Below are 14,404 nucleotides of genomic sequence, written 5' to 3' on the forward strand. Positions count from 1 at the left end.
GCTGCGGAATTGGTTTTGGTTGTCTTCGTATCAGCCATCATTCACCTCCTGTTTGGTCGACCCTCGGTCGAATCAATGTTCCCCGGTTATGTTGGTTTCAGCGCCGCCGGCCGGGGCCGGTGACGAGGTCTGCGTCGCCCATCTCATGCCTTCTCTCTCGCGAACGCGATTCATGGACATTTCGAAGTGATAGACGTCGGGTCGATACAGCACCCGGATGTACTCGACCGGCCGGCCCGCACTGTCGCGAACGACGCGGCGGACCTCAATCAGCGGAGTGCCGGCATGAACCGACAGGGCACTGGAAACTTCTGAATCGGCAAGCGTTGCCGAGATTGACTGGCGGGCCGAAGCCACCTTGACGCCAGCCAATTCCAGCAGCAGCAGCAATGGCTTGGTATCAAGATCGTCGCGATCATACTGGCGCCCGATATCGGCAGGCACATAGGTCACCAGATAAGACATCGGCTCACCATCGAGACTACGCACGCGCACGGCGTGCTGGACGTCTGTGCCGGGGTCGAGCTCAAGTGCGTGGGCAATATCCTCGCTGGCTGCGACATACCCGAAATCAAGCACCCGGGCTTGTGTTGCGATGCCCATCAGCGAGATGTTTTCAAGCCAGCCCTCAATGGACGAGGTGACAGCCGGCGCCTTTGGCCGGTGGGTCACGCGGGTGCCACGACCACGTTCGCGAACGACGAGCCCCGCACTTGCAAGCTCGTTGAGCGCGCGTTTGGCGGTAATACGCGAGACATTGAATTCGGCGGCCAGTTCCTGCTCGCCAGGCACCAGCTCCCCGGACTGAACCTCGCCTCCGAAGATACGATTGCGCAGGATCAGGAAAATCTGGTGATACAGCGGCACGCGGGCATTGGGATCGAGCCGCACGGGGGAGCGCTCGCGACCTGTAACAATCTCATCCGAATGTCTTGATCTTGTCGTTTTCATATACGCTCCCAACGCCAATCAAACTAATGGTATGTTAATATGACATTATGTCAACTAGGCTCGGGTGAGTGGGAAAAATGCGCGAATGCTTCTGCGCTACATTCCGGGGATCGGTCCGGTTGTCAGCACAATGCTGATGGGCGAAATGCCCGAGCTTGGCCAAATTTCCGGTGAGCAGGCGGCTGCGCTCACAGGGCTCGCACCATCGCGACAGTGGCACCCTGCGCGCGAAACGAGCTATTGGTGGCGGGAGACGATTGCTGCGTCACGTGATGCTCCAGGCTGCGCGTGTCGCCACTCATCACAATCCGGTGCTGAAACCTTTCGCTGCTCGCTTGCGCAAGGCGGGCAAACGCAAACAACACAAGGTCATCATTGCCGCAGTGGCCCGCAAACTTGTCACCATCACGAACGCTCTGTGCAAATTGCGTCAATCTTGGGCCGCCCAGATCACCTGACAGATACAGTTGCTAACAGGACGCGGAAAGCGCTCAAGTTTGCCATCACCGCCTTGATCAGACAGTTCATTGTCCTTGCAAAGGCGCTCATGCGCGATGACCGAGAATGGTCCCCAAGGCTCACTTGACGAAGACGGATACTTTAAGGCGAGGTTTGAGGCGATGCCACCAGTTAGAGCGGCTTTTTCAGCCATCGTGAAAGTACGCCGATGATTCCTTCGCGGAATACCAGCACCCCGATGACGAAGATAACACCCTGAATAACCGTGACCCAGGCTCCGAAGGTTGCCAGATAGTTCTGCATCGTCACGATGATGGCCGCACCGACCAGAGGCCCGAATATCGTGCCCATGCCCCCCAGCAGGGTCATCAGCACGACCTCGCCCGACATCGACCAATGCACATCCGTGAGCGAGGACAGCTGGAACACCTGGCTTTTGGTGGCGCCTGCCAGGCCTGCCATTGTAGCCGACAGTGTGAAAACGATCAGTTTGTAGCGGTTCACGTCATAGCCCAGCGAAATGGCGCGCGGCTCATTTTCGCGGATCGCTTTCAGAACCTGTCCAAAGGGTGAATGCACGATCCGGTAAAGCAGCAGGATGCCGCCGAATGTCACCACCAGCACGAAGAAATACAGCGCGATGTTGTCGGCCAGCGGGATCAGTCCGAACAGGTCGCCGCGCGGCACGCTCTGAATTCCGTCCTCGCCGCCGGTGAATTCCGCCTGCAGCGCGACAAAATACACCATTTGTGCAAAGGCCAGCGTGACCATGGCGAAATAAATACCCTGCCTGCGGATCGCCAGCGATCCGATGGCAAAGCCCAACACAGCCGCCGCGGCGGCGCCGCACAGCACGGACAGTTCCGGGGTCAAGCCCCAGACCTTGGCGGCATGGGCAGCAACATAGCTTGCTCCGCCGAAATAGGCGGCATGGCCGAACGACAACAGCCCGCCAAAGCCAAGCAACAGGTTGAAGGCGGCTGCAAACAGCGCAAAGCACATCACCTTCATCGCGAAGACCGGATAGACAAAAAACGGCAGCACGATCAGCCCGGCCAGCAGGACGGAAAAGATGATCTTGTGCAATGTCGGCATGCCGGCGGTTTGCACCACCGGCGCGGCATCGATTGTGTTGTCTTGCATAGCCATCAGGCCGGTCTCCCAAACAGCCCTTCAGGCTTGATCATCAGAACGATCGCCATGATGACGAAAATCACAACGGCTGATCCTTCTGGATAGAATACCCGCGTCAGACCCTCGATAAGGCCGAGCATATAGCCGGTCAGGATCGCGCCCATGATCGATCCCATGCCGCCGATCACCACCACCGCGAAGACAACGATGATCAACTGCTCCCCCATGGTCGGGTTGACCGAATAGATCGGGGCGGCCAGCACGCCCGCGAACCCGGCCAGCGCCACGCCGAACCCGTAGGTCAGCATGATCATCAGCGGCACGTTTACGCCAAAGGCGCCGACAAGGGTCGGATTTTCCGTCGCTGCGCGCAGATAGGCGCCCAGCCGGGTCTTTTCGATCATGAACCATGTCCCGAAACACACCAGAACAGAGGCGGCGACGACCCATGCGCGATAATTGGGCAGGAACATGAAGCCGAGATTGTGTCCGCCGGACAACAGATCGGGGATTTGATAGGGCAGACCAGAAATGCCGTAATAATTGCGGAACAGACCCTGAACGATCAGCGCCAGACCAAAAGTCAGCAACAACCCGTAGAGATGATCGAGGTGATAGAGACGCGACAGCATGGTGCGTTCCAGCACGATGCCGAAGGCCCCCACGATCAGCGGTGCCAGAATCAGTGCAGGCCAGTAGCCAATGCCGAGATAGTGGAGCAGCATCCAGGCCACAAACGCGCCCGCCATGTAGAGCGCACCATGAGCAAAATTGATGATGTTCAGCAGCCCGAAGATCACGGCCAAACCGAGCGACAGAACCGCGTAGAACGACCCGTTGATCAGCCCCAACAAGAGTTGGCCCAGCAGAACCTGCGGTGGTACTCCCAATAACTCGAACATGTTTTGGCCCTGTTGCGCGGTTTCGTGAAAGGCCGTCCGCCCCACCTGATCAGCGGGGCGGACGGGGTGCCGAGTTTACTTCTTGGTGAAGTCGCACTCGTCCAGCATCGGCAGGAAGGCTTCTTCGCCGGTGATGGAAGAGATCTGGTTGTAGAGATCCCATTCACCTTCCGACTGGTCGGGCGACTTGACTTCGAACAGATACATATCGTGAATCGCGCGACCATCGCCCCGCACGGTGACCTTGCCAAAGAGCGGATCGTTGAATTCCATCTCTTTCATCTTGGCGACAACGGCCTTGCCGTCATCCGCGCTGCCTACGGCCTCAACCGCGGCCAGATAGGCCATCGTCCCGGAATAGACGCCGGCCTGAACCATTGTCGGCTGCGCGCCGTGAATGTCCATGAACCGCTTGGACCATGCGCGGGTGTCGTCGTTCTGATCCCAGTAGAAGGCTTCGGTCAGCGACAGTCCCTGTGCGGTCTGGGCGCCCAGCGCATGCACATCGGTGACGAAGAACAGCAACGCGGCCAGTTTCTGACCGGCCTGAGTGATGCCGAATTCCGACGCCTGCTTGATCGCGTTGACGGTGTCGCCGCCGGCATTCGCCAGACCGATCACGTTAGCGCCGCTGCCCTGTGCCTGAAGCAGGAAGGACGAGAAGTCCTGCGCCGGGAACGGTACGTTGACCTGGCCGACAACTTCGCCGCCATTGTCCTTGACGACCCGGGCGGTGTTTTCCTCAAGCGAGTGGCCGAAAGCGTAGTCAGCCGTCAGGAAAAACCATTTCTTGCCGCCTGCCTTGGTCATCGCGGCGCCGGTGCCGGTGGCAAGTGCTGCGGTATCGTAGGTCCAGTGGACTGTCGTCGGACGGCACTGTTCGCGGGTCAGCGAGGTGGAACCGGCGCCGGAATCGATCAGAACGCCGTTCTTTTCAGTGGTGATGTCAGCCACGGCCAGGGCGACTGACGATGTCGGCACGTCGAGGATCGCGTTGACGCCGTCCACGTCATACCATTGCCGCGCAATGTTGGAGCCGATGTCCGGCTTGTTCTGGTGATCGGCCGAGATGATTTCGACCTTCATTCCCTTGTCGGCGGCCTTAAAATCCTCGACGGCCATGCGTGCGGCCACGACCGATCCTTCGCCGGACAGGTCTGCATAGATGCCCGAACGGTCGTTGAGCACGCCGAGCTTGACACTGATATCCTGGGCAAGAGCCGAAGAGCCGGTCATCGCAGCCAGTGCTGCGGAGCAGATAGCGAGTTTCCTGATCATGTTTTTCCTCCTGATTGCAGCGCGGATGCGCCGGTTAATTGGTATTTGCTGGTCAGACACCCAGATAGTCGTGGAGTTTCTGGGTGTTCTGTTCGAGCTGGTCGTTGGGGATCATATCCACCACCTTGCCCTGATCGACGACATAATGCCGGTCGGCGACCGAGGCGGCGAAGCGGAAGTTCTGTTCCACCAGCACAATGGTAAATCCTTCGTCCTTGAGCGCGGCGATGGTGCGTCCGATTTGCTGGACGATGACTGGCGCCAGCCCTTCGGTCGGCTCGTCCAGCAGCAGCATCTTGGCACCGGTGCGCAGGATGCGTGCGATCGCCAGCATCTGTTGTTCGCCGCCCGAAAGCTTGGTGCCCTGACTGCTGGAGCGCCGTTCCTTGAGGTTGGGGAACAGATCGTAGATCCGTTCAATGGACAGGCCACCCTCGGCAATGTGCGGCGGCAGCAGCAGGTTTTCCTCGACGCTGAGCGAGGAGAAGATGCCGCGTTCCTCGGGACAAAGTGCGATGCCCAGCCGGGCGATGTGCCGTGGCTGCATCCCGATTATCTCGGTTCCGGCAAATGTGACGGAGCCGGTCCGCTTTGCCAAAATCCCCATGATCGCGAGCAATGTTGAGGTCTTGCCTGCCCCGTTGCGGCCCAGCAGCGTGACAACCTCGCCCTGACGCACCTCGAAATCGATGCCGTGCAGAACATGGCTTTCGCCATACCAACCCTGAAGACCGCTGACATTTAGTAGCACCTTGGCCGCGTCAGTCATGGCTTGCTCCGATATAGGCCTCGATCACTTCGGGGGTCTTGGAAATCTCGGCGTAGGTGCCTTCGGCAAGAATTTCGCCGCGGGCCAGCACGGTGATGCGGTCCGACAGGTCGGCCACGACCGACAAGTTGTGTTCCACCATCAGCACAGTGCGGTTTGTCGCGATCCGGCGGATCAGTTGAGAGATCAGCTCCACGTCCTCGCGCCCCATACCCGCCATCGGTTCATCCAGCAGCAGCATGTCGGGGCTCAGCGCCAATGTGGTCGCGATCTCAAGCGCGCGCTTGCGGCCATAGGGCAGGGCGGCGGCGCGTTCGTTGGTGTATTTGGTGAGCCCGACTTCGTCGATGTATTGCCTCGCCTGATCGTCGAATTTCGACAATATGCGGTCGGAGCGCCAAAAATCATAACTTTCCCCGCGCGTCCGCTGCAACGCCACGCGCACGTTCTGCAAGACCGACAGATCCGGGAAAATGGCCGAGATCTGGAACGACCGCACCATGCCCAGCCGCGCGATTTCGGCGGGTTTCATGTGGGTGATGTCGCGGCCCTCGTAAGTGATCGTGCCGCGGGTGGGCTGCAGGAACTTGGTCAGCAGATTGAAACAGGTCGTCTTGCCGGCGCCGTTCGGGCCGATCAGCGCGTGGATGGTTCCCTTTTCGATTGATAGATCGACGTCGTTCACGGCAACGAAGCCCTTGAACTCCTTTGTCAATCCCTTCGCTTGCAGCGCGATTGCCATTCTTCCCCCACGTCGTGATTTTTTCCTCGTGTCACGTGCGCAAGTTGCAAGGCCAGGCCGTGTCGAAGGTCAATTACTAGCATCTGACCAGTGAATGTAAATATGAAACATGAATCAATGTTCACGTCAATATTCCGTTCAACGCCCCTGAGGGCACTGCCAGAACAAAAACCTTGAGCGGGGCAGTGCGGAGGCCTAGCGTCGCGAAAGGACCTATAGATCTCCGTTCCGGTTGTTCAAAACGTCGTCCGAGATCATCCGGCTGGCTGTGATGATGTAGGTGAGATTTGCCCTGTCTCTGCGCAATGTCGAGGACCTGTTGCACCAACGCGGCATCGAGGTCAGCTCCGAGACTGTGAGGTCCCGGGGAGCTGTCTGACATCAATGGTTTGAAACCGCATCAAATGGCCGCCCGCCGCGGCGTTCTTGCTCAGCAAGCCACGCTTGGCTTTCCCTTTACCGTGGCCGAAATGGTGCGTATCGGCATTGCCGCGAAGCGAGAGCTGCCGGTTGACCGCGTCTCCCGCAACCACCGGGTAAGCGAAGCATCGACAGCCGTCGACCTTGCCGGCTTTGCCGGACGCTTCGACTTGGAACTTTCGGGAGGCAAGCGCCAGCGCGTGCAGTTGGCGCGGGGTTCTTTGCCAGATCCGGGAGTCTGTGGACGCAGGCGAACCGCGCTGGCTGTTTCCGGATGAGCCGATGGCGGGCCTTGATATCAAGCCTCAGATCGACGTGAGGGAACTGGCGGCGGATTATGCGCGGGGGCGGCGGCGGCTTCATCGCGGTCATGCATGACCGCAAACTGACAGCCATGTTTGCCGATCGGGTCACGCTGCTGTCTTCCGGCAGGGTTGTGGCTTCGGGGACGCCTGAAACGGTGATGAGTGACGCGGCGCTTTGCGAGACATTCGGGTGCCGGCTTCGCGTCGGCATCAAGCCGTCCAATGGTCTTTTCGCCCTGCCTCATTCGATCATGGATCAGCCCGCCAGCTTCTGACTAATGTCGGGCTTGGCAGGACCGGCAAACCCGATCTGCTTGTATCCTCGCTTCAGCGCGGGGGACCCTGGGGTCTTGCCTCGGGATCAACCGGCGCGGCATCGTGGCTCGTGGCTCGTGGCTCGTGGCTCGTGGCTCGTGGCTCGTGGCTCGTGGCTCGTGGCTCGTGGCTCGTGGCTCGTGGCTCGTGGCTCGTGGCTCATGGCTCATGGCTCATGGCTCAGGGGTCGGTGAGGCCGGTTGCGCAGGTCCTGCGACGACTGTCAGCTTGACTTGCAAGCCGCTTTCCAAAATACTCGTGCCGGTATCTAACCGGTTAGTTATGGTGACAGATGGATTTTGATTTCGTCATTGTCGGCGGCGGCTCGTCGGGCTGCGTTCTGGCCAACCGGCTCTCGGAAAATCCAGTCAACCGGGTGCTGCTGCTTGAAGCTGGCAAGCAGGACAACGGCGTCCTGTTTCATTGGCCTGCCGGTTTCGCCCGAATGACCAGGGGTGTTGCCAGTTGGAGATGGTCGACGGTGCCGCAGAAGAACCTCCAGGGCCGCGAAATCTGGTTCACCCAGGCAAAGGTGATTGGCGGCGGGTCTTCCATCAATGCCCAGATCTACACCCGCGGCAATGCCGGCGACTATGATGCCTGGGCGCAGGAGGGCGGCTGCGAGGGCTGGAGCTACCGCGAGCTTCTGCCCTATTTCAAGCGGTCGGAAGGCAATGAAAGATTGCTCGATGATTATCACGGCATCGATGGTCCGCTCGGGGTATCGACGCCCCGCGGCGCTTTGCCGGTGTGCGATGCCTTTATCCGTGCCGCTCAGCAATACGGAATTCCCTACAATCCGGATTTCAACGGACGCCGGCAGGCGGGAGCGGGTTATTATCAGCTGACCCAGAGAGATGTCAGGCGGTCATCAACGGCGGTCGCCTATCTGAGGCCGGTGCAGGATCGAGCCAATCTGACGGTCATGACCGGTGCGCATGCATCGCGGATTGCCGTTGAAAAAGGCCGCGCGGTGTCGCTTGATTTCCTGCATGGCAATGAAACCCGGACCGTCAGGATCAACCGGGACCTGATCCTGACCGCCGGCGCCATCGGGTCACCGCATTTGCTGATGTTGTCGGGCATCGGTCCGGCGGATCACTTGCGCAGTGTTGGCGTTGATGTGGTGCATGACCTGCCGGGCGTCGGATCCAACCTGCAGGATCACATCGATCTCTGCGCCATTTCCGAGTGCACGGGACGGCATAGCTATGACGGGGTTGACCGTCTCGACCGGACGCTCATGGCGGGGCTTCAATATGTGTTGTTCAAGACCGGTCCCGTGACCGCTTCACTGTTTGAGACCGGTGGCTTCTGGTACGCCGATGAGCAGGCCAGGGCCCCCGACATCCAGTTTCATCTGGGGCAGGGATCGGGGATCGAAAAAGGCATCGCCCGGATCAATGGAGCGGGAATAACGCTGAACTCGGCATATCTACGACCCCGATCCCGCGGAACGGTACGGCTTGCCGGTACTGACCCGATGCGCGCGCCGTTGATCGATCCGAATTACTGGGATGATCCTCATGATCTCGAGATGTCGTTGAAGGGGTTGGAGATGGCGCGCGAGATCCTGAGCCAACCGGCGCTCCAGCCTTTTGTCCGGAGGGAAGTGCTGCCCGGATCTTCGGTGACCAGTCGCGAGGCGCTGTACGACTATGCGTGCATCATGGCGAAGACTGACCATCACCCGGTTGGCACCTGCAGAATGGGACATGACGGCATGGCGGTGGTGACGCCGGACCTGAAAGTTCGCGGCATTGACGGGCTGCGCGTATGTGACGCTTCGATCATGCCGACGATCAATTCTTCCAACACCAACGCGCCGACGATCATGATCGCGGAGAAGGCTTCGGACATGATCCTCGGCATGGATCCATTGCCCGCCGCAGTGCTGCCGGATGAGCGTGGCGACCTGTCTGGTCGCCGGATTTGCTGACCGCCCGAAAGCAGAGAGAGCCAATGGGAATTCGTGGCTTGAGGCGCGCACTCCTTTCCAGCAGACAAAGACCGATTTCAACATGAGAAAGCGAAAAGCATGATTGCCATATCCAGGAATGACATTTCGCCTGAAGCCGCGCAGGCTTTGGTTGACGCCGCAATCGCCCATGCCGGGCAAAACGGCTGGGATGTGGCTGTGGCCGTTGTTGACCGCACCGGCTTGCTGGTGGCGTTCCGGAGAACTGCTGACGTGACAGTCCCGGCCATCGATTTTGCCCTCGACAAGGCCTATACGGCGGCAACGCTGAGGCGTTCGACGCAAGGTTTTTTCGAGCGATCCCAGACCAGCCCGTCACTGGCCGCAGGCTTGGCCAACCGGCCCCGGCTGATGCTTTGGTCGGGCGGGCTGCCGTTGTTCAATGACGGCCAGTGCATTGGCGGAATCGGCGTATCCGGGGCAAGGGACTTCGAGGATGTCGAGTGCGCCGAGATCGCAATTGCAAAACTGGGGCTCACCGCAAGCAGCAATTCGTGACCGAGACGGAACTAAATCGCGACATGAGTTGCCGGCGGCTCAAGGGGTGACGCAAACCAGACGCATGATGGTTTCGATGTTGAAGGTGACCCGCTGGTCAAGCGCCTCTTTTGTCATCAGATCGCGTTCAAAGACGATGGCGCCGGTGTATCTGTTAGTCAGATAGTAGTAGCCGATGGCGGCAATGGTGATGTTGAGCTGGGTGGGGTCGATTCCTGAACGGAATGTGCCGTCCGCCACACCCCGGTCGAGCAGCGATTTGACCATCATGACAAACCGCCGGCTGACCACAGGGATCACTTCGGACTTCTTCAAGTGCTTTGCGCGATGGAGGTTCTCGCTGTTGACCAGCGTCAGGAACTCCGGGTTTTTCAGGTAGTAGTCCCAGGTGAACCGAACAAGTTTTTCAAGTGCCTCACGGGGTGGAATGTGGTCCAGGTCAAGGTTTTGCTCAGCGTTGCGAATGTCAGTGTAGGCCTCTTCAAGCACTGCCTGAAACAGGTCCTCCTTGCTGCCGAAATAATGATAGATCATCCGCTTGTTGGCATTTGCGCGCTCGGCGATATCATCGACCCGCGCTCCGCCCAGCCCACTTTTGGAGAACACCTTCTTGGCTGCGGCAAGAATGCGCGCCCGTGTCGCTTCGGCATCGCGTAGTTTTGGTTTTTGCTTCGTTTGCATGGTCCGCCCGCTTCAGCCTGATTGCTTGGTCACCTTTACTATCCGACAACCAAGCGTCCAGTCAAAGCCTCCGGCAGTGGACAGGGGGCGAGCCGCTTTGCCGCACATTTTTGCCGTTCCCGCCACCTCCGGGTGCTTGACGTTTGAATGACAGTGAAGTAACCAGTTAGTGCGTTAACCGATAAAGCAAGCGCCTCAACGCCTGCTGAACGGATTTCGTTCAGGTCTGATTGCCGGTTGAGGCGGAGACCTGGATTGTCTGGAGGAATGATCAGGGAGGATTCTATGTCGTTCATCAAGAAATTCATTGAGCAGGAAACGATCAACCGCCGTAACCTACTGCTGGGCGCAGCCTATGGTATTGGTGGCCTTGCCGCCGTCAAAACGTTCGGACCGGGTGCTGCCCGGGCGGCGCTGACAGACCCGGCCATTGCCTGGAGCTATCGCAATCGCACCAATCCCTACTGGAACGAAATCGTTTCGGGTGGAGAGGCCTTTGTTGAAAGCCTCGGCAAACCGAAAGATTTTCTGACCCATTTGATCAATGAGGGGTCTTCGGAGAAATCGCTTTCCGATGTCAAATCCCTGCTTGCGAAGACCAATGGCAATCTGGCGCTGGCGATTGACACCAACGATGCTCCGAATGCGCGTCCGGTGGTTGAGTCCGTTGCCGAAGCGGGCGCCTATGTTTCAACGCTTTGGAACAAGACCGATGACCTGCATCCGTGGGATTTCGGCGACAATTACGTCAGTCACATGAGCTGGTCCGATGAAGGTCCGGCCGAGAAGACGGCGCGCATTCTGCTCGACGCCATGGGCGGCAAGGGCGGCGTGGTTCATCTGGGTGGCATTGCCTCCAACAACCCGGCGATCGAGCGCTTGAACGGCCTCAAGAACGCGTTGAAGGATTATCCGGATGTCGAGCTTCTCGACGCGCAGCCGGCGGACTGGGATACGCAGAAGGCCAATCAGGTGATGTCCTCGTTCCTTACCCGCTACGGCGACGAGATCAAGGGTGTGCATTGCGCCAATGATACCATCGCTTACGGTGTGCTTGAGGCGCTGCGCGCCGAAGGCATCGAGGACATGCCGATCGTCTCCTATGACGGCAACCCGCAGGCGGTCGATCTTGTCGGCCAGGGCAAGATCCTTGCGACGGTGTTCACCAACCCGCACTGGGGCGGCGGCATCACTGCAGCGCTGGCCTATCATGCGGCAATCGGCAGCTTCAAGCCTTCCGACGAGCCGCACGAGCATCGCGAGTTCTATGGCCCGACCGTGTTCATCACGCCGGCCGATGCGGCGGAGTTCAAGAAGAACTTCCTCGAGAACGTGCCGACCTATGACTGGACGGACTTCTGGGGGCCGTCCAACGGTCAGATCATGTACAAATAACCGGAATGGCGGCCCGCATCTGACGGGCCGCCATGTTCGTCGCGGTCTCCGCTGACGGACCGAGACTTTATTGCGGCCAGGGGATATGCGCGTGAAAGAATTCCTGAGACGAGACATTTTGGTGAAATGGGCGCCTTTGATCGTGCTCGTTTTTCTGGTGTTGATGTTTGCTGTCATCGAGCCGCGCTTTTTTTCCGTGCGCAATTTCGCACGCATCGGCATCTCGTCGGCGCCGGCGCTGATGGTTGCGATTGGCGTCACCTTCATCATCATCATGGGCTCCATCGACTTGTCGATGGAGGGAACAGTCTCGGTGTGTGCGGTCGTGTTCGCCTTTAGCTATCTTGCACTCGGCGGCACGCTGTGGAGCGCCGCATGGCTGGCGTTGCCGCTGGCTCTGATCGTCGGTGCGGTGATCGGTGCAATCAATGGGCTGGTGCATGTCAAACTCCGGATACCGTCCTTCATGGCGAGCCTGGCGATGGGATTTGTCGGAACCGGTTTTGCACTTTTGCTGACCGGCGGGGACCGTGTGCGGATCGAGGACGAGGCATTCCGTTCCCTGCTGACGGTCCGCTGGTTCAATTTTCCGATCATGTGTTACGTCGCGCTGGCGTTCCTGCTGATTGCCTGGTTCATCCAGACCCGTACCACGCTTGGCCGCAATTTCTACGCCGTGGGCGGTGGTGAAGAGCTGGCCCATGCCTCGGGTCTGAACGTCAATCGTGTCCGCGTGCTGGGCTTCATGCTTGCAGGAATGTTCTACGCCGTCGGAGCGCTGCTGGCGGTTGGCCGGATCGGGATCGCTGAAACTGCCACGGGCAGCAATTTCATGTTCGTTTCCATCACATCCGTTGTCGTCGGCGGCACGGCGCTCTGGGGCGGGGTTGGCGGTGTCTGGAATACGCTGATCGGGGTTTTGATCGTCAATGTCATCGGCAATGGCATGGTCGTTGTCGGCCTGCCTGGCTATGTCCAGGATGGCGTATTGGGCGTGCTCGTCATTATCGCAGTTGTGCTCTCCACCGACCGCCGGTCGGTCGATTTCGTGAAATAGGGGCGGGCGATGTACGAACTCAGGAAAGTCGAGAAGCGGTTCCCCGGCGTCCATGCGCTCAAGGCCATCGATTTCAGGATCGGCCGCGGCGAGATTGTCGGTCTTGTCGGAGAAAACGGCGCGGGCAAATCGACACTGATGAAGATCATCTATGGCGCCTACCAGCCGGATGAAGGCGGCATCGCCATCGACAATGTCACCGTGAGATTCCAGAACCCGCGTCAGGCCATGGAAAAAGGCATCGGGATGGTGTTCCAGGAGCAATCCCTGATCACCAACCTCACCGTGATGGAGAATATCTTCCTCGGATACGAGCAGCAGTTCGTCAGGTTCGGCGTGATCAACTGGAAAGCCATGGCAAGTGCCGCCAGGGCTCAGCTTGCCAAGGTCCAGCTCGATATCGACCCACATATGGTGACATCGAAACTGTCCTTTGCGCAGCGTCAACTGGTTGAACTTGCCAAAGTGCTGACGCTGGAAGAGCGCGTCGATGGCGATCTGGTCATCCTTCTCGATGAGCCCACATCTGTGCTCGCCAAGGAAGAGGTGCAGCTGCTTTTCAAAATCGTTCGCGACCTGACCAATCGCGCTTCGTTCATCTTCGTCTCGCACCGCATGGATGAGGTGCTGGAACTTTCCGATCGCGTCTACGTGATGAAGGATGGCGAAGTTGTCGATGTCGTTGCCAGTCAGGACGCCAGGATCGAGGCGATCCAGCACAAAATGGTCGGACGTGACGTCGACAAGGAATACTACCGCGAACAGAAGCAACTGCCTTACGATGCGGGCTCAAAGCTCGGCTCGTTCGACAAGGTCAGTCTTGGCGGGAAATACCGGAATATCAGCTTCGATCTGCACGCCGGCGAAGTGTTGTGTCTGGTTGGCACTGAAGGCTCGGGGCGTGAAGCGATCTTGCGGACCGTGTTCGGTCTCGAGACGCCCGACAGCGGGGTTGTGACGCTCAAGGGCGACAGGGTTCGGAACTTTTCGGCCCAGTCCAGCGTCGCCAAGGGCGTGGGCTACGTACCGCGCGAACGCAAGGTCGAAGGCCTTGTCGGCGGCATGACTGTTTATGAGAACATGACGCTGAGCCAGATGGGCCGCTACAGCAAGGCAGGCGTGTTGCGCATTGGCGAGGAAAGACAGCTTGCCCGCGACTGGATCAGCAAACTCTCGATCAAGACGCCGTCCGAATACAAGGATTGCGGCGGGCTCTCGGGCGGCAACCAGCAGAAGGTGGTTTTGGCCAAATGGCGCTCAGGCGGCTCCGACATCATCCTGCTCGATCACCCGACCCGCGGGCTCGATATCGGTGCCAAGGAAGATGTCTATGACATGGTTCGCGCCATGTCGGCCGATGGCATCGGTATCATTCTAGTCGCCGATACGCTGGAAGAAGCCATCGGACTGTCGCACAGCATCATCGTCGTCAAGGATGGCGAAATGCAACACCGCTTCGATTGCAAGACGGGTTCCAAACCCTCGCTCTTCGATCTCGTCCACTACATGATCTGAGGCTG

Annotated in this window: 15 protein-coding genes and 1 pseudogene; 9 read left to right on the plus strand and 7 right to left on the minus strand. The window is 59.0% G+C overall.

Going from position 1 to position 14,404, the window contains the following annotated elements; translation table 11 throughout:
• Nucleotides 1-72: 72 nt before the first annotated feature.
• Entirely contained in the window at nucleotides 73-951 is an 879-nt protein-coding gene (locus ABJN75_RS00365) for a GntR family transcriptional regulator (protein WP_348435745.1), read from the minus strand.
• Between the two features lie 155 nt (nucleotides 952-1,106).
• On the opposite strand from ABJN75_RS00365, the gene ABJN75_RS00370 reads away from it, so the two are divergent.
• Complete coding sequence (locus ABJN75_RS00370) at nucleotides 1,107-1,409, plus strand: hypothetical protein (protein WP_348435747.1); 303 nt, start codon at nucleotides 1,107-1,109, stop codon at nucleotides 1,407-1,409.
• Nucleotides 1,410-1,581: 172 nt separating this feature from the next.
• On the opposite strand, the gene ABJN75_RS00375 is transcribed toward ABJN75_RS00370, so the two are convergent.
• From ABJN75_RS00375 to ABJN75_RS00395, 5 genes are all read right to left on the minus strand, one after another.
• A complete protein-coding gene (locus ABJN75_RS00375) occupies nucleotides 1,582-2,553 on the minus strand; it encodes a branched-chain amino acid ABC transporter permease (RefSeq protein WP_348435813.1) in 972 nt (323 codons plus the stop codon).
• Nucleotides 2,554-2,558: 5 nt separating this feature from the next.
• Nucleotides 2,559-3,446 (minus strand): branched-chain amino acid ABC transporter permease, encoded by an 888-nt coding sequence (locus ABJN75_RS00380; RefSeq protein ID WP_348435749.1) that lies wholly within the window; start codon nucleotides 3,444-3,446, stop codon nucleotides 2,559-2,561.
• Nucleotides 3,447-3,521: 75 nt separating this feature from the next.
• The gene (locus ABJN75_RS00385) at nucleotides 3,522-4,724 is read right to left on the minus strand and encodes an ABC transporter substrate-binding protein (protein ID WP_348435751.1); all 1,203 of its coding nucleotides are present in this window, start codon (nucleotides 4,722-4,724) and stop codon (nucleotides 3,522-3,524) included.
• A gap of 52 nt (nucleotides 4,725-4,776) precedes the next feature.
• Nucleotides 4,777-5,493, minus strand: a complete 717-nt coding sequence (locus ABJN75_RS00390) for an ABC transporter ATP-binding protein (RefSeq protein ID WP_348435753.1) — start codon at nucleotides 5,491-5,493, stop codon at nucleotides 4,777-4,779.
• Complete coding sequence (locus tag ABJN75_RS00395; protein ID WP_348435755.1) at nucleotides 5,486-6,235, minus strand: ABC transporter ATP-binding protein; 750 nt, start codon at nucleotides 6,233-6,235, stop codon at nucleotides 5,486-5,488. Before ABJN75_RS00395 ends, ABJN75_RS00390 begins: the two co-directional genes overlap by 8 nt.
• Nucleotides 6,236-6,515: 280 nt before the next feature.
• Between ABJN75_RS00395 and ABJN75_RS00400 the strand changes: the two are divergent.
• The 5 genes and pseudogenes from ABJN75_RS00400 to ABJN75_RS00420 all read left to right on the plus strand — a co-directional run.
• Nucleotides 6,516-6,596, plus strand: a pseudogene (locus ABJN75_RS00400) (IS6 family transposase); the annotation flags it as partial.
• Nucleotides 6,597-6,639: 43 nt separating this feature from the next.
• The gene (locus ABJN75_RS00405) at nucleotides 6,640-6,933 is read left to right on the plus strand and encodes a hypothetical protein (protein ID WP_348435757.1); all 294 of its coding nucleotides are present in this window, start codon (nucleotides 6,640-6,642) and stop codon (nucleotides 6,931-6,933) included.
• A gap of 59 nt (nucleotides 6,934-6,992) precedes the next feature.
• Nucleotides 6,993-7,235, plus strand: coding sequence for a hypothetical protein (locus ABJN75_RS00410; protein ID WP_348435759.1), 243 nt, complete (start codon nucleotides 6,993-6,995; stop codon nucleotides 7,233-7,235).
• A 332-nt stretch (nucleotides 7,236-7,567) separates the two neighbouring features.
• On the plus strand, nucleotides 7,568-9,214 hold the full coding sequence (locus ABJN75_RS00415; RefSeq protein WP_348435761.1) for a GMC family oxidoreductase N-terminal domain-containing protein: 1,647 nt from the start codon (nucleotides 7,568-7,570) through the stop codon (nucleotides 9,212-9,214).
• Nucleotides 9,215-9,313: 99 nt separating this feature from the next.
• A complete protein-coding gene (locus ABJN75_RS00420) occupies nucleotides 9,314-9,751 on the plus strand; it encodes a heme-binding protein (protein ID WP_348435763.1) in 438 nt (145 codons plus the stop codon).
• A gap of 39 nt (nucleotides 9,752-9,790) precedes the next feature.
• On the opposite strand, the gene ABJN75_RS00425 is transcribed toward ABJN75_RS00420, so the two are convergent.
• A complete protein-coding gene (locus ABJN75_RS00425; protein ID WP_348435765.1) occupies nucleotides 9,791-10,432 on the minus strand; it encodes a TetR/AcrR family transcriptional regulator in 642 nt (213 codons plus the stop codon).
• Between the two features lie 285 nt (nucleotides 10,433-10,717).
• Between ABJN75_RS00425 and ABJN75_RS00430 the strand changes: the two genes are divergently transcribed.
• The 3 genes from ABJN75_RS00430 (at nucleotide 10,718) to ABJN75_RS00440 (ending at nucleotide 14,399) form a co-directional block, all read left to right on the plus strand.
• Nucleotides 10,718-11,827 (plus strand): sugar ABC transporter substrate-binding protein, encoded by a 1,110-nt coding sequence (locus tag ABJN75_RS00430; RefSeq protein WP_348435767.1) that lies wholly within the window; start codon nucleotides 10,718-10,720, stop codon nucleotides 11,825-11,827.
• An 85-nt stretch (nucleotides 11,828-11,912) separates the two neighbouring features.
• Nucleotides 11,913-12,884, plus strand: coding sequence for an ABC transporter permease (locus tag ABJN75_RS00435; protein WP_348435769.1), 972 nt, complete (start codon nucleotides 11,913-11,915; stop codon nucleotides 12,882-12,884).
• A 9-nt stretch (nucleotides 12,885-12,893) separates the two neighbouring features.
• Nucleotides 12,894-14,399, plus strand: coding sequence for a sugar ABC transporter ATP-binding protein (locus tag ABJN75_RS00440; protein ID WP_348435771.1), 1,506 nt, complete (start codon nucleotides 12,894-12,896; stop codon nucleotides 14,397-14,399).
• Nucleotides 14,400-14,404 lie beyond the last annotated feature (5 nt).

It is taken from the genome of Hoeflea sp., from assembly GCF_039975035.1.
GTDB lineage: Bacteria > Pseudomonadota > Alphaproteobacteria > Rhizobiales > Rhizobiaceae > Hoeflea.